General features: G+C 53.7%; 26 protein-coding genes. 9 read left to right on the forward strand and 17 right to left on the reverse strand.

Features of this window, described 5'->3' with window-relative positions:
* Positions 1 to 7 precede the first annotated feature (7 nt).
* The 8 genes from ABEA08_RS06555 to ABEA08_RS06585 all read right to left on the reverse strand — a co-directional run bounded on the left by ABEA08_RS06555 (position 8) and on the right by ABEA08_RS06585 (position 5,322).
* Complete coding sequence (locus tag ABEA08_RS06555) at positions 8 to 211, reverse strand: hypothetical protein (protein WP_345334490.1); 204 nt, start codon at positions 209 to 211, stop codon at positions 8 to 10.
* Positions 208 to 2,352: a phage terminase large subunit family protein gene (locus tag ABEA08_RS06560; RefSeq protein WP_345334491.1), complete on the reverse strand. Its 2,145-nt coding sequence runs from the start codon at positions 2,350 to 2,352 to the stop codon at positions 208 to 210. Before ABEA08_RS06560 ends, ABEA08_RS06555 begins: the two co-directional genes overlap by 4 nt.
* Positions 2,349 to 2,852, reverse strand: a complete 504-nt coding sequence (locus ABEA08_RS06565) for a DUF1441 family protein (protein ID WP_345334492.1) — start codon at positions 2,850 to 2,852, stop codon at positions 2,349 to 2,351. Before ABEA08_RS06565 ends, ABEA08_RS06560 begins: the two co-directional genes overlap by 4 nt.
* Before the next feature lie 164 nt (positions 2,853 to 3,016).
* Positions 3,017 to 3,691 carry a phage tail protein gene (locus ABEA08_RS22010; RefSeq protein WP_425557340.1) on the reverse strand — a complete coding sequence of 225 codons (675 nt, stop codon included), beginning with the start codon at positions 3,689 to 3,691 and terminating at the stop codon, positions 3,017 to 3,019.
* Between the two features lie 279 nt (positions 3,692 to 3,970).
* The gene (locus tag ABEA08_RS06570) at positions 3,971 to 4,177 is read right to left on the reverse strand and encodes a hypothetical protein (protein ID WP_345334493.1); all 207 of its coding nucleotides are present in this window, start codon (positions 4,175 to 4,177) and stop codon (positions 3,971 to 3,973) included.
* Positions 4,174 to 4,509, reverse strand: coding sequence for a hypothetical protein (locus ABEA08_RS06575; protein ID WP_345334494.1), 336 nt, complete (start codon positions 4,507 to 4,509; stop codon positions 4,174 to 4,176). Before ABEA08_RS06575 ends, ABEA08_RS06570 begins: the two co-directional genes overlap by 4 nt.
* 80 nt (positions 4,510 to 4,589) lie before the next feature.
* On the reverse strand, positions 4,590 to 5,114 hold the full coding sequence (locus ABEA08_RS06580; protein WP_345334495.1) for a lysozyme: 525 nt from the start codon (positions 5,112 to 5,114) through the stop codon (positions 4,590 to 4,592).
* Positions 5,098 to 5,322: a phage holin family protein gene (locus ABEA08_RS06585; RefSeq protein WP_345334496.1), complete on the reverse strand. Its 225-nt coding sequence runs from the start codon at positions 5,320 to 5,322 to the stop codon at positions 5,098 to 5,100. The genes ABEA08_RS06580 and ABEA08_RS06585 overlap by 17 nt, the downstream gene beginning before the upstream one ends.
* A gap of 434 nt (positions 5,323 to 5,756) precedes the next feature.
* Between ABEA08_RS06585 and ABEA08_RS06590 the strand changes: the two genes are divergently transcribed.
* Together ABEA08_RS06590 and ABEA08_RS06595 are read left to right on the forward strand one after the other, a co-directional pair.
* A complete protein-coding gene (locus ABEA08_RS06590; RefSeq protein WP_345334497.1) occupies positions 5,757 to 6,716 on the forward strand; it encodes a hypothetical protein in 960 nt (319 codons plus the stop codon).
* 625 nt (positions 6,717 to 7,341) lie between these two features.
* The gene (locus ABEA08_RS06595) at positions 7,342 to 9,012 is read left to right on the forward strand and encodes an MBL fold metallo-hydrolase (protein WP_345334498.1); all 1,671 of its coding nucleotides are present in this window, start codon (positions 7,342 to 7,344) and stop codon (positions 9,010 to 9,012) included.
* A gap of 258 nt (positions 9,013 to 9,270) precedes the next feature.
* On the opposite strand, the gene ABEA08_RS06600 is transcribed toward ABEA08_RS06595, so the two are convergent.
* The 9 genes from ABEA08_RS06600 to ABEA08_RS06640 form a co-directional block, all read right to left on the reverse strand.
* Entirely contained in the window at positions 9,271 to 9,624 is a 354-nt protein-coding gene (locus ABEA08_RS06600) for a hypothetical protein (protein WP_345334499.1), read from the reverse strand.
* Positions 9,625 to 9,638: 14 nt separating this feature from the next.
* On the reverse strand, positions 9,639 to 10,994 hold the full coding sequence (locus ABEA08_RS06605) for an AAA family ATPase (RefSeq protein ID WP_345334500.1): 1,356 nt from the start codon (positions 10,992 to 10,994) through the stop codon (positions 9,639 to 9,641).
* 66 nt (positions 10,995 to 11,060) lie between these two features.
* Positions 11,061 to 11,294, reverse strand: coding sequence for a helix-turn-helix transcriptional regulator (locus ABEA08_RS06610; RefSeq protein WP_345334501.1), 234 nt, complete (start codon positions 11,292 to 11,294; stop codon positions 11,061 to 11,063).
* Between the two features lie 23 nt (positions 11,295 to 11,317).
* Positions 11,318 to 11,515 carry a hypothetical protein gene (locus ABEA08_RS06615; RefSeq protein WP_345334502.1) on the reverse strand — a complete coding sequence of 66 codons (198 nt, stop codon included), beginning with the start codon at positions 11,513 to 11,515 and terminating at the stop codon, positions 11,318 to 11,320.
* Between the two features lie 40 nt (positions 11,516 to 11,555).
* Positions 11,556 to 12,812 (reverse strand): tyrosine-type recombinase/integrase, encoded by a 1,257-nt coding sequence (locus ABEA08_RS06620; protein WP_345334503.1) that lies wholly within the window; start codon positions 12,810 to 12,812, stop codon positions 11,556 to 11,558.
* Positions 12,800 to 13,447, reverse strand: coding sequence for a replication protein P (locus ABEA08_RS06625; protein ID WP_345334504.1), 648 nt, complete (start codon positions 13,445 to 13,447; stop codon positions 12,800 to 12,802). Before ABEA08_RS06625 ends, ABEA08_RS06620 begins: the two co-directional genes overlap by 13 nt.
* A gap of 2 nt (positions 13,448 to 13,449) precedes the next feature.
* Positions 13,450 to 14,316, reverse strand: a complete 867-nt coding sequence (locus ABEA08_RS06630; protein ID WP_345334505.1) for a replication protein — start codon at positions 14,314 to 14,316, stop codon at positions 13,450 to 13,452.
* 153 nt (positions 14,317 to 14,469) lie between these two features.
* Positions 14,470 to 14,919 (reverse strand): phage regulatory CII family protein, encoded by a 450-nt coding sequence (locus tag ABEA08_RS06635; RefSeq protein ID WP_345334506.1) that lies wholly within the window; start codon positions 14,917 to 14,919, stop codon positions 14,470 to 14,472.
* Positions 14,906 to 15,130, reverse strand: coding sequence for a Cro/CI family transcriptional regulator (locus tag ABEA08_RS06640; protein ID WP_345334507.1), 225 nt, complete (start codon positions 15,128 to 15,130; stop codon positions 14,906 to 14,908). The genes ABEA08_RS06635 and ABEA08_RS06640 overlap by 14 nt, the downstream gene beginning before the upstream one ends.
* 96 nt (positions 15,131 to 15,226) lie before the next feature.
* On the opposite strand from ABEA08_RS06640, the gene ABEA08_RS06645 reads away from it, so the two are divergent.
* The 7 genes from ABEA08_RS06645 (at position 15,227) to ABEA08_RS06675 (ending at position 20,395) form a co-directional block, all read left to right on the forward strand.
* Positions 15,227 to 15,910 (forward strand): S24 family peptidase, encoded by a 684-nt coding sequence (locus ABEA08_RS06645; protein WP_345334508.1) that lies wholly within the window; start codon positions 15,227 to 15,229, stop codon positions 15,908 to 15,910.
* Positions 15,911 to 16,255: 345 nt separating this feature from the next.
* Entirely contained in the window at positions 16,256 to 17,029 is a 774-nt protein-coding gene (locus ABEA08_RS06650; protein WP_345334509.1) for a protein kinase domain-containing protein, read from the forward strand.
* Positions 17,022 to 17,801, forward strand: a complete 780-nt coding sequence (locus tag ABEA08_RS06655; protein ID WP_345334510.1) for a PP2C family protein-serine/threonine phosphatase — start codon at positions 17,022 to 17,024, stop codon at positions 17,799 to 17,801. Before ABEA08_RS06650 ends, ABEA08_RS06655 begins: the two co-directional genes overlap by 8 nt.
* 565 nt (positions 17,802 to 18,366) lie before the next feature.
* On the forward strand, positions 18,367 to 18,621 hold the full coding sequence (locus ABEA08_RS06660; RefSeq protein WP_345334511.1) for a hypothetical protein: 255 nt from the start codon (positions 18,367 to 18,369) through the stop codon (positions 18,619 to 18,621).
* On the forward strand, positions 18,611 to 19,054 hold the full coding sequence (locus ABEA08_RS06665) for a hypothetical protein (RefSeq protein WP_345334512.1): 444 nt from the start codon (positions 18,611 to 18,613) through the stop codon (positions 19,052 to 19,054). Before ABEA08_RS06660 ends, ABEA08_RS06665 begins: the two co-directional genes overlap by 11 nt.
* A gap of 2 nt (positions 19,055 to 19,056) precedes the next feature.
* Positions 19,057 to 19,284, forward strand: a complete 228-nt coding sequence (locus tag ABEA08_RS06670) for a hypothetical protein (RefSeq protein ID WP_345334513.1) — start codon at positions 19,057 to 19,059, stop codon at positions 19,282 to 19,284.
* Positions 19,277 to 20,395, forward strand: coding sequence for a tyrosine-type recombinase/integrase (locus ABEA08_RS06675; protein WP_345334514.1), 1,119 nt, complete (start codon positions 19,277 to 19,279; stop codon positions 20,393 to 20,395). The genes ABEA08_RS06670 and ABEA08_RS06675 overlap by 8 nt, the downstream gene beginning before the upstream one ends.
* Positions 20,396 to 20,525 lie beyond the last annotated feature (130 nt).

Consider the following 20,525-nt stretch of genomic DNA (forward strand, 5'->3'; position numbering starts at 1 on the left):
GGGGGCCTCAGTTAAAGACGATTTGCGCGGGGCCGGAGCCGGGACGGGTACCACGCAGGCGGGCTTCCCACTCTTTGCGGCCGCTGCGGATCTCACTGAGGTTTTCCATGGTGAGGGTGCGGCCCCCAAAGCTGACCTGCTTGCCGTCGAGTACGTCCTTTTCGGCCTGCAGGTAGGTGTCGATCATCACTTGGATATCGCTTGGGGTCATGACAGCCATCCGTCGTTGTTGGCACTGCCCAGCCAGTTATCGGCCGGGGCGGTGTCTTCGGGTTTGGGTTGGGCCGCTGGCTCCGACACGGTCTGGGGATCGGGCTCGCGATACACTTTGGCCGGTTGGTCCGGCTGCAGGATGTTGGGGTTGTCGTCCCAGTCCTTGGCCCAGGGCGGCGGGGCCTGCCAGTTGATGCGCTCGTAGCCACGAACGATGGCAACGGCGTGGGCGTAGCCGTACAGATCGAGCGCTTCGTTGGCCGCTTTCTCAGAGACCTTGCGCCACTTGCCATCAGGGCCGCGCGTTTCGGCGGTGAGCTCTTGGAAGAACCAGAGCCCGAGCCAGTCGGGATGATGCAGATAGTTCGGCCCGGGTTCGTCGCGATGCAGAGCGGTGTCGATCTTGTCTTTGATGCGGTCGGTATCGAGCAGGTAGAGCGGCACATCGCCCCGGGCGCTGGCGCGGCGTCTGCTGTTGTCGGTGTTATCTGGGAAACTTTTGCGGATCAGCTGCTGCGCCTTGCCCTCCCCTTTCACTAGGTAGAATTGCGTCCCGCGACCTTTGCGCCGCATCTTGCGCCAGAAGCGGTAGGCGTTGTCGGAAACGCCCGCTTCACCACCGTGATCGCAGGCGATGGCCAGCACGGGCATGCGCCGACCACTGCCATCGGACAAGCGGTAGCGCTTGTCCATCACGTCGGTTTCAAGGATGTCCCAGTGCTCCAGCCGACCAGCAGGATCGATGGGGCTGATCTCACCGCTCTCGGTATCAACCACTTCTCTGAGGTTGTAGCGATCAACCAGCCAGCGCTCGCCGTTTTCGCCGTAGCCGATGATCTGCACCACAAAGCGTCGCTTCCTGCCGCCTTGCACATCGACGGAGCCGATCAGGAAGCGCACACCATGGGGAACGGTTCGCTTGGTGAAGGGCTCCGCCCGTTCGAGCAGGTCTTCCGCCGCAAAATCTTGCTGGCCGTTGCGGTGCAGGTAGGGTCGGCCCCAGTCGGTGTTGATCCGCGCCTTGAGGGTTTCCTGCGATCCGGTCAGCTCAAACTCCTGCTCAGCTAAGATCAGCTGATACACCAGCTTGGCCCAGGTTTGATAGGCCGCGGCGGGGCCTTCCATCCAGAACGAGGCGATGCGCGACTGGCGCGGCTCGCCAGCGCGGGTGCCGTGCCGGTCGATGGTTTCGCCTTCGCGCAGCCAAACGCAGGTGTCGGGATGATTGAGCGCCCGCTTTTCATGGGGCTCTATCACCCGACTGCAATGCGGGCATACCACCCGCGCAGCTTCTGAGGCTCGGACCGGATCGGGCTCCGCCTTATCGTCGGGCCACTGCATGTTTTCCTGCACCGGCTGGAAGTGCTCGCCACAATCTGGGCAAGGCCAATACAAGCGACGGCGATCGCCTTGGTTATAGAGCTTGATGATCCCTTCGCATGGCGGCGCTTCGTGCGAGTTAGCAGACGGCGGACGCCAGCGCGGATCGATCACGTCATGGCCCGGGCTGCTCTCCACCGCTGTCATGCCGGCTGACATGAAAGTGGTGGTCCGCTTCGAAGCCAGCGAGTAGCCATCGCCCTCGCCATCAATATCCAGCGGCCAGCGGTCGTAGTCGGTCAGCAGCACGTTGCGGTAATCGGATGACGACAGCACGTTAATCGAGGGCCAGCCGATCTTGAGGTACATGCCCGACTTGAAGATCTTATCGTGGACGTTGTTGTCGTGCCGGATAGGGCTCATCCGCTGAGCGATCAGCGGCGACGCCCGGAAGGTACGGTCGAGCCGCTTTTTGCTGTGCTCGCGCGCCTTCTCTTCCGTCAGCTGCACCAACAGGGTGTCAGCGGGATCGCAGTAAATGACGTAACAGATAAACCCGTCGATCAATCCAATGGTCTTGCCGGTTCGGGCCGGGCCGACGAAGATCACCGCATCGTACTGACGTGACGCCAAGCAATTGATTGGCTCATTCATGTAGCCGGTCAGGGTGTCGTCCCACGCTTCGGAGTTAGCAGCGCCCTTCGGTACCCGCATGGATTTCTTGATGGCCTCAACCACTTTGAGACGACTGGGTGCCCGCAGCATCTCGGCCGTATCGACTCGCCCTTGTTCGGCGCTGGCGTATGGAGGGAGGATCACGCGTTCTCCTCCTCGAGTTCATCGGCGTGGATAATGGCTTCGGCCATCGCATTGCGCACATCGTCCACCATCGTCTGCACCTTACTGACTGCTGACGGCGGCAGGCCGCAATCGCGCTCGAGCTTATCCGGCAGCGTCTCCAGCTCCAGCACCATCACCTTGGCGAACTTGGCTAACTCAGCGCGGTGGAGTGGATCAGGCATCAGTTGACTGATCTCGGTTTCGTACTGCAGCCGCTCACGCTCTGACTTGTAATACGCCAGCCGGTCCTGCGGCTCGAGCTTATCGGGATCGACCTGATCCCCAGCTGCTTCGCTCTTGCCAAACAAAGCCCGGGCGGCAACCGCCAACTTGAAGACCTTGGCACCGCGCTCAACCCCAGCCGCTGGGGCACCATCGAGGCGCTTGGAGACCGTGCGGCGATCCATCCCAAAGGCGATGGCCAATTTCGAGATGGACCACAGCATGGTCGCTGGATCAGTCGAAACGTCTTTAGCCATGGGGGTTTCCGTTAAAAATGCTCAGGTTGCTCAGGTCGCAGACCGCATGGGAATAGGGATCTAGGGCACCTGCGGTGGATCACTAAAAGACCGAAAATTTCGCAAATACCGCGCTGCGGCGCCCCCACGACAGGGGAGAGGGGTCGGAAGGACCCGCGAAGGCCTTATGCTAGGCCTTTGCGGCGCAGGTCGTTGTTGAGAGCGCGCCGAAATTCGACGCGAAAGCATTGGTTGGCATGCTCTCTCATCGCCTTATTGATGTGGTTCTGTACTAGGGTGGCCTTGACTGATGGGCCCGAGACCAGAGTTAGCTTCTTACGGCTTCGACCATTGCGGAGCACTACTCGCGGGCCTTTGGTCGTGTTGATGATGAAGCTGCCCCTGTACTGCTTGGTTGTGCCCCAGGCTTTGGCCTCAACACCTTGCCAGCGATAGTCACCAGCAACACTCCGACGCTGCCCTCCCCTGCGCACTCGCTTCTTACTGCGACGTCGGAAGAACTGAGGACTCCCCTGCCCTGCCGATGTTGCTCGGCGGTTGGGCCTGACATGTTCAATCAGGTTTCGGGCCAGCGGACGACGCTGCGCCCTAATACTGGCTGAGGGCTCCTGCCTGCTCGCTGTGTGCATCGATAGATCTGCGCGGACGTCTTTCTGCTTGATGCCCGTGGCGGTGGCGATGGACTTCGCAGCCAGGCCACGCACTGAGCGAATAGTCCGGTTAAGACCCTGTACCGTAGCCTTTGGGATCGACTTACGCTGGGTGTGAGTCAATGCCCTTGTGGTCTGATCTATCTCAGCCTTGAAGCTGATGGCACCAACGGAGGCGACTGTGGCCACGCTTGCCTCCCTTAGTTGTATTACACATGTAATACAAAATGGTCGCGGTGACCGGGCTCTGCTGTTAATTGGCTTTCGCCTGGCGAGGCTCGACGGCCACGCATGTCACTAGCATTCGTGTCCCGGTACCGCGTTTGAACTAGGGCGCTTGGTGGTCGGTGATGCAGTTGTCCAGCGCCTCGATATACAGCTGCAGGTTGATGTGGGACTGGCGGGGGTAGAACGCACCGCCGTCGTTGGTCTGGTACCACTCAAGGCTTGGTGCTTGAGGGCAACAGTCTATCGCTGGCGTTGGGATCGCCATCTGTGAGAGTGACTGACACCCGGCCAGCAGGCTGACACCCGGTCAGCAGCAGCGTCATCCGGATCGGCTTTGATCTCATTGGCTCGGTTCTCCCGGCGGATCTGTTTGGCCTCGGCGCGGTGGCGCTCGAACTCTCGCAGGGCCGCCTGGAACACCAGAAACAATCCCCGCAGCCATTTCATCGCAAGTCGGCCTGTTTAACGACCTTTGGGTCTTCGCCATAGTCGTTTTTGGTTCGCCGATAGTTGCCGGCCAGCCAGTCGAGAAAGGTGATCAGCGCAATCGGCAGCTTGGCCAGCCACTCACCAGGAACGTAGGGACGCATATGGGCCCAAACAGCCAGGCCAATGGCGATCCAGCCGAGCCCGCTAGCGTTGCCGAAGATGGCGATGAGCAGGGGTTCAATGGCGAAGGGCTCAGCCAGCTCGGCGGCCTGAATGGTGGCAGTAAGGAAGAACGTGGCCACCAGGATGAGGAAGGCGAACCAGAACGGATTGCGGAAGATCGGTTTCATAGCTTGCTCCAAAAAAGGCCCCGCCGATTCCGGGCGGGGCTGTTAAGGGCCTGCACAGCAGACCGGCAGGGAGTGCAGTATTAACTGCGACAGCGTTGATATTCGAGCTGACGGCGCTTAACGATGCCAGCGCAGTTGGATTCAGGGAAACGGCAGTCTTTGCCGCTAACAAATACCCAGCGTTTGAGCTCGTCGCAGGCTTCAAGGCCTTCTCCGGCATTGAGCCGGCGCACCAGGGTGGAGTGACGGAAGTTGCCTTGGCCAACGTTAAAAACAAAACTGGTGAAGGCGTCGAACTGACCTTGAGTGAGCGGCACCTTGATATAGCGGTTAACCGCCCTCTCGGCCGAGCGTACATCGGTGACCAAATACTGGGCAATATTGTCATCGGAAAGAATGCCACCCTCAGTAATGCCGATGGTGTGGCCTATGCCAACAGTCCAAGTATCAGCGCTGCACTGATAAGCGGCTCGCTCACACCCTTCGAGATCAGCCAGCATCTGCAGGCCTTCTCCGCTAATCTGCAGTCCTGGGGCGAGGGACACGACGATGGCGAGAATGGCGCCTACTACGCATCCGCCGGCTGCTTTACCGCTTCTGTTCATGATTGTTTTGATCCATCAATTCGCGCATCTTCCGCTTATGGTCGGCATCAATAAGGCGCATCTGCCGCTTGTGCCAGATGTCATGAGCCAAGCTTGCCAGATAGCAAAAGGTACCAAAGAGGGCGATCCACTGCTGTAGAGTCAGGGCACCAAATCCGGTCACAAACAGCGCGCTGATCTTGGCACCGGCACTCGATGTTTCATTCATCCGTAACCTCTTCAGATGGCTTGCTGACAGACAGCGTATGAAAAATCCTGCCTTGGGAGGGCGGGATTTGCGCGGGGGTATAAATACGCTAAGCGCCAGAGGGGAACCGCGTCACGTTAGAGAAACGATGACAGTTTTCAGGGGAAAAAACCGGACAGGATCTTGTCCGGAGCGTGCAAGAATGCCGAATCTCAACTTTCGCCACTGAACTTAACAAACAATAGTTGCGTCATATCAATCATCTAAAATGCTAAACATTGACTTAGGCAAAACTTGACGAGATAGTAGTGAAAAGCAAATCTACAACCATTGAGGAGAGTACCCACTCAGGCTGACTTGACTACTGCAAATAGATTACCATCAATATAAGCATGTACCTATATCGTAACCTAAGTAATTTGTAAGATCGTCTAGTAAACAAAGGAGTGTAAAAAATGAATGTGAATGAGTTTTTTGTTAGAAGCAAAGAGCCAAAGTGCGGAACAGCTTTCGTACTTATGCCATTTAATAAAGAAATGCTTCCTGTTTATGAGCATGGCATTAAGCCTCTTGTAGATAGTATGGGACTGATATGTAAGAGAGCCGATGATTTATATACAAGCCAAAGCATTCTGGCTGACATTTGGGATGAAATACAAGAGGCAGAACTTATTATCGCCGATCTCACAGGAAAAAACCCTAATGTTATGTATGAACTCGGCTTATGCCATGTACTTTGGAAAAAGGTCATACTACTATCACAAGGACCAGATGACATACCTTTTGACTTAAAGCAATGGCGTGTGATTTTTTATGACTTCACTTTCGCGGGTTCCGCTAGATTAAAAGAAGAACTGGAAAGAGCAATTGTTGCCATTAGACAAGAAGAGTCTATAGAAGCAAACTTAATCGCACTTCCTTCATCACCATGCATCCAAGAAAATAAGAAAAGCATCGAAAACGAGGAAAGTGCGAATAGCACCGAAGGTGAAGACAGTTGGCTTTTCGGCACAATATCCAATTGGAACACCGAGAGAGAAACCGGTTTTATTCAGGCTGGTGAAAAAAGCTATTACTTCAAGAAATCTTACTGCTTCAACTCTACCTGGGACTGTAAACCAGGAGACCGAGTTTCATTTAAACCTCTTCCTCCTCTGGGAGACACTAAAAACGAAAGAGCAAACTTCATATTTATTGAAGGCCAGGTCATTAAAGGTAGTGTGATCAATGTTACCTCAGGATACTCTTTTATCGAGATCGCTAGTTCCGACGGTGTAAAACATAATCTTTTTGTTTTGAGTGGCGGTCAGAACTTAAGTGCCGGCATAGACGTTAAAGTCAATATAAGTAATAACGTAAAAGGGCCGATTGGCATCGATGCGACTGTAATTACAGAGTTGGCTGAACAAACTTAAGCCACTTCCGTTTGCCATACTGGCCGGCGCCTAGCTTATTGTCTCAGGACCGGCCAGCGTACTCTATGTGGCACTCTTAATCTAATTATCCATACCTAGCCCACTTGCCCCCCCGTGTAGTGGCAAGCTGGATGGCTCGCTCATTGGAAACCTCATCGGAAGCGTTGGAGAAAGTCGGGCAACAAAAAGCCCGCCTGAGGAAGGCGGGCTTTAACGTCAGGGAACAACACAAAGCGATGAAGGGGTAATCGCGTCACGTTATGGAAATGATGGCGAATTTTAGGGGCAAAAACCGGACAGGATGCTGTCCGGTCTACTCAATGACGCAGAACACAGCAACTTATGGCTTTGGATTACGGGAAAAACTCAGCTCAACGGAAAGTCATCCTGCACCTTTCAGATAATGTGAGTGGCAGGAATGGCTGCAGGAACGGCTCTTCATCGATCATCTGAAAGTGTTGATTCCCCAATGACTGCTGTAGGTCACTAGCTAACAGTGTAGATACTCGAAAGTACTTTACCGATTGAATCCCCCCAGAGATTTGATAAGAAAAGTTAATGACCTTCCTATGCTTATGCATTACTATGAAAAGTGAGTAATTCATTTGAATATAAAAGGACTTATATGCAAATAAAGTTTATTGGCGCGACAAAGGACGTGAGCGGTTCTTGTACACTCCTGAAGCATCTGAGGCAGGATACATTATTTTTGGTAGATTGCGGATTGCATATAGGTACAGCGGAAGCAGACTGGATAAACAAAAATAATTTCACCTTTAATCCCCAAGACATACGTTTTGTTTTACTTACTCACTCTCATCTAGATCACTGTGGTTTAATTCCTAAATTATATAAGGATGGATTTAAGGGAAAGGTTTACTGCACAAGGGCCACAGGTGAACTAGCCAAGGTTGTTATGTCGGACTGTGCAAAAAATTCAAATTTTTATGATTATTCACACGTAAACTCAGTTGACTTCCATTATATTGACACGAGAGATAACTCTGGCTGGGGGAAACTGTTTTGTTTAACAAATGATTTAAGAGTGTCGTTTCTTAGAGGAAGTCACATATTAGGATCGAGTAGCATCTGTATCAACTGGGGTTTTGAAGATGATCCCGAAAGCAAAGGAAAAACCATTTTATTTAGTGGCGATGTAGGATGTAACTTTGATGATAATGAATACCTACCTTTATTAAAGTCAAATCATTTCCCTTTCCCTGATACGAATTTTATCGTCATCGAGTCAACTTATGGCGGGAGGAATAGGGAAAGTAAGTATAAATCAGATAAAAAAAGGCTAATGGCATTAGAAGAAATAATTATTGACAAAGTGATTAATAATGGTGGGAAAATTTTTATTCCCGCTTTTTCCATCCATAGAACACAAGAGATCATTTTCGACCTCTATCGAACCATGTTGTCTCTAATGGGAAAAGGCATCCTTCCTAATTACTTAAACGATCGAGAAGGTTATTCCAGCAAGAAATTCGCTATTTGTGTCGATTCACCAATGGCCGTTAAGGCCAATAGAGTATATATAGAGGAATTTTTTAGAACAAAGCGTAACGGCAAGCACATATACAGAAGTGGGATTGTAACCGATATATACGCTAAGGCTTTGTTAGAAATATTTGAGACTGCCAATTATACTTTTGAAAGTGAAAGCGATGGTGCTCTTGGGTTTATTTCAGTTATTGATAGAGCCGGGCATGCAAGTAAAAAAGGAAAGAGAAGCAAGCCAAGTTCATATGGTGAGACATCTGACATAGGAAAGCGCGCATGCATTGTGGTTGCTAGCGCAGGGATGTGTGAAGCTGGACCAATTGTCAGTTACCTTGACGAATTTGGGCAAGACGTGGAAAACACAGTTGTTATGACAGGTTTTCAAGCTGCAGGTAGTCGTGGAAGAGCGATACTAGAAAGTGCTGATGAGGCTATCAAAGGCGAAGTTATAAATTTATCCTCGTATTATTCAGCCCATGCTGATGAAGATGGACTGATTAAATTTCTATTCTACTTAAGTGGGTCTGACTTAGGAAAGAAGACGACTATTTTTATAAATCACGGCACTGACAGTTCGAAAAGTGACTTAAAGAAAGCTATTGAAGACAGAGCGAGTAAGGAAAAAGAAAATGACAGAAAAATTGCCAAAGTTATTACGCTAGACGGTAGTCATGAATGGTTTGACCTCAATACCGGTGAGGAATTTCACGTTGAAGAATTTGATATACAGAAAGAAATCACCTTGCTACATGAGAAGATAGACATCTTATTGAATTTGGTTTCAAAATAAATAATGACGATAAGAGGTGCGTATCTGAGGGTGTCCAGATTTCTGTGCTAGGTACCTCTGCGGAGCCCACATTGACTACCTTTTCCAGTACAGGTTAAGAACTGAATGCTTTTGCCCTGAGGCAGTTAGCCGCCTGATGTGGGTTAGTTCCTAAGCAGCATAGCTCCGGAGGGAAGCCGATTTTAAGTGGAACAACTAAGGTTCTAGGGAGCAGAGTGATTGAATTTTCCACACCGCCAGTTGGGGCCGAAACCTGCTTCACAGCAGCCCCATCACCTCGGCCTCACCGCTTCTGAGCCACGTCCGTTCGTGCCGTTCCAGCAGCCGCAGCGGGTAGCCTTGGACGTAATGCCGAACCAGCATGAGTCGAGCTGGAGCAAACGACACGGCGTCGACAGCCGCCGTTGTCTGCTCCACCCATTCTGGATAGTAGATGGCTTCCGCTTGGTGACTAAACAGGTGCTGTGTGCCGGCGCTAATGACGCCCGTCTGTGCAATGTCCCGTATCCGCTCAATGCTGTTGGTGCGCGGCCAGCCCTGCCCTTCCCTACTGGCGGCGATAACCTTGCCCCAGACACGGAGATCAGACCGGACTTGTTTCAGCGTTTTCATTCGCCAGCTCCGCGCTAATAGGTGGGTTCGCGACGGAGTCGAGCGACGTTCGCTTCGGTTTGCGTCAAGGGTTGGTAGTAGCCGTGCTTGGCCGTCGCCTTTACCGTCGTCGTATTGGAAACAAAATGGCGCTCAAAATCGACCACGATGCCATTCAACTGTGCCTGCATCCGCACCAAACCGCGCATCATGCTTTCACTGAAGCCGAACCACCCGGGTCGGTTTGCCAAGCCACGTTGCAGTATCTCACCATGCGAAGGTTTCCTCAGCTTGGCAAACTCCCGCTTAAACTCCGCGTCGCCCAGTGGCTCGACATGCAGCGACTCACAGATGCTGCTGTAGGAGTGCTCAATATGCTGAGTCTGACGAATATGGTCAGCCGAATCCGCCGCTGCCCACAACAGATGCGCCATGTGCTCCGGTCGCCCTAACGTTGCCTTATCGTAGCCGTCACGCCACGTCTCTAGCGCCGATTTAACCGACTCATCCAGCGCAATGAGAAACAGGTCAAAATCGATGCTCTCAACCACACGATCCGCCCTGTGTGCGGCCAACACGATGTTCTCCGCCATCAGGTGAATGTAACTGGGGAAACCATCGCTCATCCCCGCCATGCGAAAACGGATTTCGTCAGGCAACTGCAAGCCAAACGCCTCCATGACTGAGTCAATGATCTGATACCGGCCATCCCAGTTCAGCCGCTCTAGCGAAACCTGATGCAACTGCCGAGTGCTCGACAGATGCCCGCCGATCAAAGAATTGAGCGAGTCACCGATACCCGTAAAGATGAGCTTTACGCCACTGCGCGCATCACCCAAGTGCTTCAGCAACGTCCCAAACATCTCCCGCTCAGCTGACGACTCAATGGTGTCGAATTCGTCAATCACCACAACGGGCCGGGTCGAGTGCCACGTACTGAGCTGATTAAGCATCAGTAATGCAGAGCCGATGTCGTTTACCTCTAGGCGCTGCTGCTCTGCTTGCCACTGAGACTCATACTTCAGACCAGCAATTCCAACACTAACTTTATCCACTCTCACCGTCGAAGCGCGGCACGAAGCTTGGGCTTGCGCATGCACATCTCGCAGAATCGACACTAACGTTGCCGTAGGGCCTGCCGTAACCAAGATTGGACTGTTATCGCTCGATTGCACTTGGCAGGCGACACTATGAGCCAGTGACGACTTTCCGACCCCCCGCTCACCATAGATGAATGCATGACGACCCGGCGCATGCAGCGCATCTTCCAACTTCTCCAACTCGGCATCGCGCCCGAACAAACGTTCAGGTGAATGGATAGGCTGACTGGCACTTGAGACTTCATAGAGACGTTCAAGTACCTGAATTCGCGTAAAACCAGCAATCGCCATTAGAACAACCTCCCTGTATACCCATCGCCCACAATAACAACAGTGCATTTCTTAACCAAGGGTTTGTCAGACCGGACTTGTTTCAACGATTTCATTCGCTAGCTCCCGTTGCAGCTCGATGAAATTGAGGCGACACACCTCCTCAACGATGTAGCGCAACTGGTTGAAGGACACCGCCGCCTCACCGCTTTCCAGCCGACGCACTTGGCGTTCTGACATGCCCGCAAACTCAGCCAAATCCAGTTGCGTCATGCCCCGGCGCTTACGCGCTTCTTTGATTAACCGGCGTCCCGTTACCATTCGCCCCTCACCTACTCGTCTGCTCACTCATCCAAGAAGTCTTCCACCGCCGTGGTCACGATTAACTGCAGCTGTAGCGGCTGGCCCAGATGATGCCCAAGGCCCAGTACAATCGCATTGTCATCGTGCTTACCCTCGGCCATCTCCACCAGCAGCTGGCGCACCAGCTCTTCCATCGGTTGGCCCAGGTTGCTGGTGAACTGCATTGCGTTTCTATCCATCGAAATATCTTCCTCTGTGAAAGATGTGCCAAAACCCCACTCAGCCCAGTAACGGCGCACTCTGCGGCGGGATGCTATTTTCCGTCGGTGTCGGCATCGTGTCGGAGTCAGCCCCTCGCGATATCGCAATGAGATGGGTGTGCCACTGGGTCAACGCCAACCGTTTCTGCTCCTCGACGTAACTGTGGATGTAGGCTTGATCCAGCTTGCTCAACGCATGGTTCAGCAACGACTCCGCCACGTGATAATCCACGCCTAAATCCGCCCAGCTGGTGCGGGCTAACTTACGCAAATCGTGCGCCGTCCATTCGCCGCCACTGACACAGCGCACCAAGTCATTGGCCTGCGTCTCCGTTAACGGCAGTCGCGAGGTGGCGCTGCGGCGGGGAAACAGAAACGGGCCGTAATACGCCAACATGCGCTCCTGCCACAAACGGTGTGCCTGCAGAATGGAAGTCAGGTACGGCGTCACCGGTAAGCGATGCTCACGGTCGGACTTGGTCAGCTCCGCGGGGATCACCAACAAGCCACTGGCCTCATCCAGATGACGCCAGCGCAACTGCCGGGTCTCGCCAATGCGCGTCCCCAACGCCAACATCACCCCGCACAGGGTCTGGCCTTCATGAGTGGCCCGCGCCAACTGCGCCATCAATCGGGGTAAGTCGCCGGACTTCAGGCGGCTCGCCTTGGCGCGGATCTGCCCATCGGTAAAATCGGAGAACACCAAACTCGCCAGTGGGTTACGCGCCAACAACTGCAGCTTATCGGCCTGCCGAAACGCCCGCTTCAATACCGCAAAGTGAGCGCGCACTGTTCCTAAGCCATAGCGTGACTGCATCGGCAGGAAATACTCGGTATCCACCAGTGCGTGGCTCAGCTCATCGATACGCTCTGCCCCCAACGCGGGTAGCAGGTGCTTATCGACGCTGCTTTTAATGTTGGTGCGGCGCTTATCACTGAGACTGCGATCGACCAATGCTCGGTCGCGGTACCAGCGCAGCAGCTGGCCCACCGTCGTCCAGTCGTTGAGGTTGGGCTGCTCCCCCTTGGCGAACATCGCGATCAACGACGGCAGCTCGTCCAGCACCGCCGCCACCGTCAGCGCAGGCCAACTCCCCAGCTTGAAGCGACGGGTCTTGCCCTGCTGATTGAGCACCAGATACCAACTGGCCGAACGTCGTGCCCGGTGCGGCCGCAGGGTCAGCGGGTAACGCGGGTCCGTTAACGCCGTCACCGTCGCATCCGCCATCGCCCGCTTGATGCTGGCCTCACTGAGTCTGCCGGTTAGCGTGGACATACACCGCGCCCCCGCTGCCGTATCGCCGCCATCCGCCGCTCGATTTCCGTGGCACCGCCACAACGGGCCATCACCTTGCGGGTCAATTCCGGCATCGCCGATCTCGCGGGCAGCTCAGGGCGGATCTCCGCTAGGTATTCGCCCCGGCGCTGCTTGGCGCGCTCCTCACTCAACGCCGCGGCATAGACACGGCGGGCACGATTCTCATCGAGCTGAGTGCGGCAACGCCACGCCACCCGTTCACGGGCACGACGTTCGGCGTTATCGCGACAGGGCCGCTTGGCGATCATCGCATCAAAGTCCGCAGCGCTATCGGCGCCGGTGCACCAGTCGATAAACTCCCCCGGCGATGGGAAGAACGCCCGCCCCGCTGCCCGCGCCGCTTTCAAACCAACGGCAAACTGCGCTGGTTGGGTCACGCCCGACTCCATCAACGCCTTGGTCCACGCCCGCTTGGCCTGCGCCAGGCTCTCCGCCGTCTGGTAGCTGCGATGCCACGCGGGGCAGATAGCCATCAGCTCGCCAAACAGCTTGTTGATAAACGCCCCGTCATTGGGACTGAGCTGCGGCCGCGCAGCCTGCTCACCGCCCTGCCCCACCAGCTCGCTCACCGCATAATCCCTCACTGAGTGCATCGTCATTCGCTCCAATCCCCGTTAATCCAGCTCATATCCGTGTGGTCCAACCCGCCATGGCTCGGCGGCGAAGCACGAGGCTGGCCACGCTCGCGCCACTGCAACGCCTCCACCAGGTATCCCTCAAACTTACTGGCCCGAAACAAAGTCTCTGGCCGCAGGTAGCGTTCCATCGTGGGGTGGTTAAGCCATTGCGCCGTCATGCAGTCGACCACCAGCAACAGGTCATCCACCGACGCGCCCGCATTCAACCGCGCCACCACCAGCTTGCCCGACGCACCATCCAGCCGAGGCGCATAGCGTCGACCGGTCGCCACGTTGAGATGGGCGATCACCTGCCGAACCGGCTCAGTCAGATCGGGCTTCGAAACCGCTGGGGGATTTAGGGGGATCTCTTGATCTTGATCTTGATCTTTCTTTGGTGGGTGTCGGTTTTGACCCGTTTTCGAGTCAGTTTTGACCCGTTTTCGGGTCAGTTTTGACCCGTTTGCTAAAGGTCGGTTTTGACCCGTTTTCGGGTCAGTTTTGACCCGTTTGCCCAACTGCCATTGCGACAAGTTGGGATTCGGCCCTATCGCTCTGCCCTGCTTCAACAGCAAACCGCGCGTCACCAACTGGCGCAACTCGCGCCGCAGGTTGGCGATGTCGCCCTGATAAGCCAGCGCCTCGGCGATCTGCCCCGGACTCAACCAGTCCGACGATTTGCCATAACCATAGGTCAGCCGCAGCACAGCCAGCATCACCCTTTGTTGCAGCCCGGACAGTTCGGTGCGCAGCAAGTGATCCAGCAGATTATTGGCAATTCGGGTATACCCCTCGCTCAGGCTTGCTTGGCCCGCGCCGGGGAAATCGTGAATTTCAGCACCCATCACCCACTCCCTGCCGAGCGGCAATCAGGCGAGCGAACAAGGCCCAGTAACGTCGCGCTTCGCTGCGCGAGATGGCAAACCCATAGTGGTAATAGCAGCCGTTTCGATGCCGTAGCATACGCCCCTCCCCCAACAACAATCTGTCGAACTGCGTTAACGCAACTGGCCGCGACGCAGCGCCAGCTTGGCGATTTGTCCCTGCAGCGAATCCACTGCTGCCGCCAGTTCCTGCTCCTCTCGCGGCGAAATGCGGCCATCAGCCATCGCCTCCAGCAAGGTATTGGCCAGCGCCCCCTTGCCCGACTCCAGCGCCAGCACGGTTTGCAACACCTGCTGCGCATCCCCCGCTATCGACTCCAGCGGCTCCAGCCGATAGCCACACACCCGGGCAAATTCCGACACAATGCGCGCGTCACCGGTTGCCACCGACACAGCAACCGCATCGGCCAGACGAAGATGGTGATCCGTGTTGTGGGGATTGAAGCGATTGGAGGTGATATGGGGTGAACTCCCCACATGATCTGAAAGCGCATTGGCGCCATGCACCAACGCAAATGAATGCGCAGCCGCCAAAACCTGTGACACGTCGTTACTCGTTATCATTTGCAAACCTTCCTTGTAAGCTAATCTGACACGGTGTTTTCGTGGGTGACTCGCTGGACGACAAAACCCCTTGGGTTATCTTTTCCAGTTGCAGCGCCCGTAACGGAGGAACTTCGACTCCCCATTGGCTGACAGACTGGGGACGTATTCCGAGAACTTTTGCCAACTGCGTCACGGAGCCGAAGTGAGTTATCGCCTTTTCCTTGAGCATCAGAACCCTTTTGATCAACCGTTAACGAACTAAAGGTAAGTTTACTTACCTTTAGTGTCAAGATAAACGACCATGAGGCGGTGTAAGCTAACTTACATGAACATAGGAACTCGAATCCGCCAGAGAAGGCAGGAACTTAATCTGACTCAAGCCGCACTTGCGAAAGTTGTGGGGGTAAGTCGTGTTTCGGTCACCCAATGGGAATCCGGTGAAACCAGCCCAAAGGGGAGCAACCTTGTCGCGGTGTCCGCTAAGCTGCAATGCGATACTGCCTGGCTGGTGAACGGCGACAAGTCCAAGGCCCCCAAGTCCAGCAAACTGATGCCTATCAGCGCTTGGGATAACAACACGACGTTAGATGCAGATGAAGTGGAAGTGCCCTTCTTCAGCGAAGTCGAGTTATCAGCAGGCAGCGGTACATACGCCGTGAATGAAAATCCTGGGCCTAAGCTGCGCTTTGCCAAAAGCACGCTGAGAAAAAGCGGCGTACCTGAAGCAAGTGCCGCCTGCGTGCGTGTCTCCGGTAACAGCATGGAGCCCGTATTACCCGACGGCGCAACGGTAGGGATCAATACCGCCGATACCCAGATCGCCGACGGCAAAATGTACGCGGTTGAGTATCACGGCATGCTGTTGGTGAAACGCCTGTTCCGACAGCCTGAAGGCATCGAACTACACTCTTTTAATCGTGAAGAACACCCAACCCGGATGATCACCAAAGATGACATGGAGCAGTTCCGCGTACTGGGACGCGTCTTCTGGTACTCCGTTCTGATTTGATGGCGCGCTGCTGTATGGGTGTCTGCTCCCGTTAGTAACGTTGACAACCAGCACTAACGTCTTAGTAGCGCTGTGAATCTAGCAATTTATTGTGAACCTACTTCTTAACCCCTTTGTACCGTGAGTTCCCCGTGGTGGCCAGCCTTAACCTAGGTGTCAAGGGCTTGACTGACAATGCTAGCATCACCATCAATAACGGTTACTTGTCGCTTAGAACCCTCTAGCCCCCCTTTAACTCTCTTCAACAATAGACAGTACCCTGTTGCACTTAGCCAACAGGGCACGATAATATGAGTGATGACTAATAAATGCACAAGTTAGTGGATAGGGTTGGCAAGGTTATCAATGGAAAATTTTGGAAGTTACTTCATCGAACCGTTAGGGAAGATCGGGCAAGGCGGGTTTGGGTATGTTGAAAAAATAAAACTATATAATTCCACCATGTCACCTTGTGGAACATTTGCTAGAAAAGTATTCTCTCCTAGTAGTAGTGTTTTAGCTCAAGTATCAAAGGATGATTTAAAAAGGCGATTCATTAGAGAGGCAATGTATCAGTCCAAATGCACTCACAAAAACGTTAACTACATCTGCCTTTTAAACAAACATGCAGACAACCCTTACTTTGTTATGGATCTTGCCGTCTGTGACCTCGCCTCTGACATTACCAATTGTGCTCTAACCGACTTGCAAAAAATTGAAGTGGTCAAAATGATTTCTCAAGGTATTTTGAGAATTCACAATAAAGGTTTTTTACATCGGGACTTAAAACCTCAAAATATTCTAAGGATGCCTAGCGGTGCCTATGCCATAAGTGATTTTGGCCTGGTAAAGAATACAGATAGTGCAGCAAACACCACAGCACTAACGGCCATAGGCCAAGCCATGGGAACGCCGCGATATATGGCGCCAGAAATACTATACAATGCAGAATATTCAATAAAAACAGACATTTTCTCGCTGGGAAAGGTTGCGGAAGACCTTAATATACAGGACGATGATTTTAGACAGTTAATTGCAGGCTGCTCAAGCATGGACGAAAAGCAAAGATATGATAGCATTGACGCTTTTATTCAAGATGTAGCTAGCCTTCAAGTTCAAAGAGGTGTCCGCCATGCTTAACCGTGAGTTAACAAACATTATTGAGTCAGGATCATTCTCTTTCCCAAAGACGGCTGAAAGAAAGAATCAAGATTCCGTTCTACCTCCCAAGAAAGTTGATAACGGCTATCTTTTTGCTGTTGCAGATGGTGTGGGCTCATACGCTGGTGGCGAACAGGCTTCCAGCATTGCAATTGAGTTTTTAGAGAGTCTTACCAGTGCCAATGATATTTGTGACGCTTCCTTTGTTTTCAATTCGATAAAGCATAAAATAACCCAACTAAGTCGGATAGATGACAGTTTATCTAGCGCAGCAACCACACTGACATATGGCTATATAGACTCTAATGAGCTTGTAATTGGCCACATTGGTGACTGTAGGCTTTACATAAAAAAAGACCGTAAACTAAAACAGATTACTCGTGATCACACTCGTTATCAGGAACTAGTTGAAAACAAAGTTTTCACAAAGAAATTCTTAGAAGACAAGAAAGCCAAAAGTATCTTGACGACTGCCATATCAAGCAATGTTACTATGGAATACGACACACTCAGGTTACCAGTCAAAAACCTGGTTGATTGTAGTGGGGAAGTTTCACTTTACATTATGTCCGACGGAACACACGGCGCTTGGGATAAACGGCGTAGAATTGTAGAGACGACGGTCTCAAACATAACATCAACCTTGTACACGTTAATCAAGAGGGTGAGGTATCACGGTCCTTCCGATGATTATTCTGCCGTAGGGTTGACGATACATTTAGATGATAGCCGTGACCTGGTTTTACTTTGATATAACAGGCTCGATTAACTTTCCAAAAGCTAAGGGAAGTTAACTTTAATTAATCTTGAGCATCAGTTCTAGCTGTCCATAGCAGTGGACTTTGAAGGTGCTATCGGCTACTACAGAGCCGATAGCACCTCCTCTAGAAAGCAGTCGTCAGCAAGTATGCCGGTACCAAACGGCGATAATTTTTTGGTATTGGACTGCTGCGCTTCCATGCCCGCTCGCAACTAATCACTCACTCGTATCCCTGCCCCATTGAGGCCTCTCCCCTTAAACCCCAGCCCAAAAAACAAGAGGATTCGATCCTCCTCGATTTATATCGATTACTTGACCAGCGATGTAAGTTAACTTACATTTAGGTAAGTCACTATTGAGGACGAACCATGGAACGGATCGAATGCCCCAGCTGCAGGATGCAGTGCTACGCCTACGCACCCACCAGTAACAGCGGTCGCTGGCGCGCCAGTTGCAACCACTGCGGTATCAGTGTCACCGCAAGCAGCCGCCAACTGCTGCCCCCTAAGACAGAGCCTGACTATCGTCGCGGCCCCAAACCTTGCCGGAGGCGCACATGACGACCCCCATCGCGATCCACCAAGGTCGTGCAGTGCGCTGGCAGCAAGAAGCTGATCGACTCGGCCACTACCTCAAGCTCTATCAAGGCACCGCACATCACGCTTGGGTCAAACAAGCCAAGCAAGAGGCTGAGCGGCGTGCGCGCTTTCATCGGAGCCAATGCACTGGCCCCAAGCGCCATGCATTGCTGTCCTGTAACACCACAACCTACACGAGCCATGAATGCCAAGGAGGACAAGATGATAAGTGATCGCACCTTTGAAACCTTAATGGACGAGTTGAGCACGCCACAGCCGTGCGCCACACCGGGCCGTCGTCATTGGCGCGCTATCGACTCGCTGCAAGACCGTCGCCGCATGCGCGCCATCAACAATGCGTTTGACGATCCTAGCGCTGAGATTCCTCGCTCTAAAGGGCTGTTGCTCGCGGGCGCGCCGAGAACCCAAACATCTGACTATCCGCGCCTGCCCGATAAACAGGTGGAGCAGATGAAGGCGTGCATGGTGTCCCGTGGCGGCTGGTGGAGCAACAAGCGTTGCCAACGCGAGTTTGGCGTCAGTCCCGCGCAAGGACAGCGTCTGATTGGCGCGTTCGCCGTGAATGACAGCGGTAAGCGTTACGGGCCGGAGGGAGTGGAAGTCACCGCCAAATGCTACAACGAACCACAGCAAGGGGAACATTGAGCATGCAACATTTAATGCCACTCAAAGACTGGGCACAGCAGGTGTTTGAAGGCGAAACGCCCAACATGACGACGCTGCACCGCCTCCGTAAGAACGGGCGCATTGCGCCCCTGCCCCAACGTGTCGGCCGTACCTGGTGGGTGCCACGCGAAGCGCAGGTGCTACCGGAGCAGTCCATCGCCACGCGCCCGAGCAATGACCGCGTATCGAGGATCTTCAAACATGGTTAGACGGCGCGATATCTACCTACCCCAGAACCTCTATGCCACCAAGCGGGCCAACGGTCGCACCTACTTCCAATGGCGCGACCCGCGCACCGCCAGGTTTCATGGCATGGGCAGCGATCCCGACCGCGCCATCGCCGACGCCGTCGAGTTGAATCGCTTGGTGCAGGAACAGGTCACCTCGCACCTCAGCGCCATCATCGAGCAAACTCCGATGGCACGAAAGGCCAGAGGGATCACCACCGGCGACTGGCTCGACCGGTATATGGAAATCCAAGAGCAGAAGCAACAGACTGGGGAGCTCAAGCCCAACACCATCAAGACGCGCCGTTCGTTGATTAAGATAGCGAGGCACAAATGGGCACTACTGCCGCTGAAATCCATCGACACCAAAGCTGTGTTTGAGTTATTGGAGGAGGTTAAGTCAGAAGGGAAGCACCGCACCGCATCCGCGCTGCGCAGTACCTTGATTGATGTGTTTATCGAAGCGGGCCACCGCGGTGAGTTGGAAGGTGGCCATAACCCAGCTGCCGCCACTAAGGGTGTTCGGGTGAAAGTAGAGCGGTCGCGCCTAACCTGGGACGACGCCAAGGTCATACTTGCCGAAGCCGACAAGCGAAAGCCTTGGTGCGGCAATGCGATGCGCCTAGCTCTCGTCACGGCCCAACGAGTCTCGGACATTCATGCGCTGCAGTTTGCCAATGTCGAGGGGGACTTTCTCAAGTTTGAGCAAGCAAAAACCGGCACCCGCTTGGCACTGCCATTGGCGCTGCACCTCGACGTGCTGGGAATGTCTTTGGGGGATGTGATCAGCCAATGCCGTGATCGGGTTCTATCCCGCCACTTAATCCACCACACCCGCAATTCAAACAATGCACCACCGGGCGCCGCCGTTCACCAGAACACCATCAGCCGCTCGTTCCAACTGGCCCGCAACGAAAGCGGCCTAAGCTGGGAAGGCACGCCACCGAGCTTCCACGAGCTGCGCTCCCTCTCCGCACGCCTTTACCACGAGCAAGGGATCGACACCCAAACCCTACTGGGCCACAAAGACCCGCGGATGACCGAGAAATACCGCGACAGCCGAGGCGTCGAGTACATCACGCTGGCAGTGTGATGGTTTGCTTTGTGGGTTCCGATTCGCGCCCCGGAGCGATCGTTCATTTGCTAGCGTCTCATGAATAGAACCTCTCTGCTTCACACCTAAACAATGGGTGCGTACTATGAACACCTCCTGCCTTCATGCG

The organism is Ferrimonas pelagia, assembly GCF_039543565.1.
GTDB classification, from domain to species: Bacteria; Pseudomonadota; Gammaproteobacteria; order Enterobacterales; family Shewanellaceae; genus Ferrimonas; species Ferrimonas pelagia.

Bases quoted from the DNA above. Each gene is read 5' to 3' on its own strand.
- ABEA08_RS06555 (WP_345334490.1), bottom strand. From the start codon at position 211: ATGACCCCAAGCGATATCCAAGTGATGATCGACACCTACCTGCAGGCC.
- ABEA08_RS06565 (WP_345334492.1), bottom strand. From the start codon at position 2,852: ATGGCTAAAGACGTTTCGACTGATCCAGCGACCATGCTGTGGTCCATC.
- ABEA08_RS06570 (WP_345334493.1), bottom strand. From the start codon at position 4,177: ATGAAATGGCTGCGGGGATTGTTTCTGGTGTTCCAGGCGGCCCTGCGA.
- ABEA08_RS06575 (WP_345334494.1), bottom strand. From the start codon at position 4,509: ATGAAACCGATCTTCCGCAATCCGTTCTGGTTCGCCTTCCTCATCCTG.
- ABEA08_RS06580 (WP_345334495.1), bottom strand. From the start codon at position 5,114: ATGAACAGAAGCGGTAAAGCAGCCGGCGGATGCGTAGTAGGCGCCATT.
- ABEA08_RS06585 (WP_345334496.1), bottom strand. From the start codon at position 5,322: ATGAATGAAACATCGAGTGCCGGTGCCAAGATCAGCGCGCTGTTTGTG.
- ABEA08_RS06590 (WP_345334497.1), top strand. From the start codon at position 5,757: ATGAATGTGAATGAGTTTTTTGTTAGAAGCAAAGAGCCAAAGTGCGGA.
- ABEA08_RS06595 (WP_345334498.1), top strand. From the start codon at position 7,342: ATGCAAATAAAGTTTATTGGCGCGACAAAGGACGTGAGCGGTTCTTGT.
- ABEA08_RS06600 (WP_345334499.1), bottom strand. From the start codon at position 9,624: ATGAAAACGCTGAAACAAGTCCGGTCTGATCTCCGTGTCTGGGGCAAG.
- ABEA08_RS06605 (WP_345334500.1), bottom strand. From the start codon at position 10,994: ATGGCGATTGCTGGTTTTACGCGAATTCAGGTACTTGAACGTCTCTAT.
- ABEA08_RS06610 (WP_345334501.1), bottom strand. From the start codon at position 11,294: ATGGTAACGGGACGCCGGTTAATCAAAGAAGCGCGTAAGCGCCGGGGC.
- ABEA08_RS06615 (WP_345334502.1), bottom strand. From the start codon at position 11,515: ATGGATAGAAACGCAATGCAGTTCACCAGCAACCTGGGCCAACCGATG.
- ABEA08_RS06620 (WP_345334503.1), bottom strand. From the start codon at position 12,812: ATGTCCACGCTAACCGGCAGACTCAGTGAGGCCAGCATCAAGCGGGCG.
- ABEA08_RS06625 (WP_345334504.1), bottom strand. From the start codon at position 13,447: ATGCACTCAGTGAGGGATTATGCGGTGAGCGAGCTGGTGGGGCAGGGC.
- ABEA08_RS06630 (WP_345334505.1), bottom strand. From the start codon at position 14,316: ATGGGTGCTGAAATTCACGATTTCCCCGGCGCGGGCCAAGCAAGCCTG.
- ABEA08_RS06635 (WP_345334506.1), bottom strand. From the start codon at position 14,919: ATGATAACGAGTAACGACGTGTCACAGGTTTTGGCGGCTGCGCATTCA.
- ABEA08_RS06640 (WP_345334507.1), bottom strand. From the start codon at position 15,130: ATGCTCAAGGAAAAGGCGATAACTCACTTCGGCTCCGTGACGCAGTTG.
- ABEA08_RS06645 (WP_345334508.1), top strand. From the start codon at position 15,227: ATGAACATAGGAACTCGAATCCGCCAGAGAAGGCAGGAACTTAATCTG.
- ABEA08_RS06650 (WP_345334509.1), top strand. From the start codon at position 16,256: ATGGAAAATTTTGGAAGTTACTTCATCGAACCGTTAGGGAAGATCGGG.
- ABEA08_RS06655 (WP_345334510.1), top strand. From the start codon at position 17,022: ATGCTTAACCGTGAGTTAACAAACATTATTGAGTCAGGATCATTCTCT.
- ABEA08_RS06660 (WP_345334511.1), top strand. From the start codon at position 18,367: ATGACGACCCCCATCGCGATCCACCAAGGTCGTGCAGTGCGCTGGCAG.
- ABEA08_RS06665 (WP_345334512.1), top strand. From the start codon at position 18,611: ATGATAAGTGATCGCACCTTTGAAACCTTAATGGACGAGTTGAGCACG.
- ABEA08_RS06670 (WP_345334513.1), top strand. From the start codon at position 19,057: ATGCAACATTTAATGCCACTCAAAGACTGGGCACAGCAGGTGTTTGAA.
- ABEA08_RS06675 (WP_345334514.1), top strand. From the start codon at position 19,277: ATGGTTAGACGGCGCGATATCTACCTACCCCAGAACCTCTATGCCACC.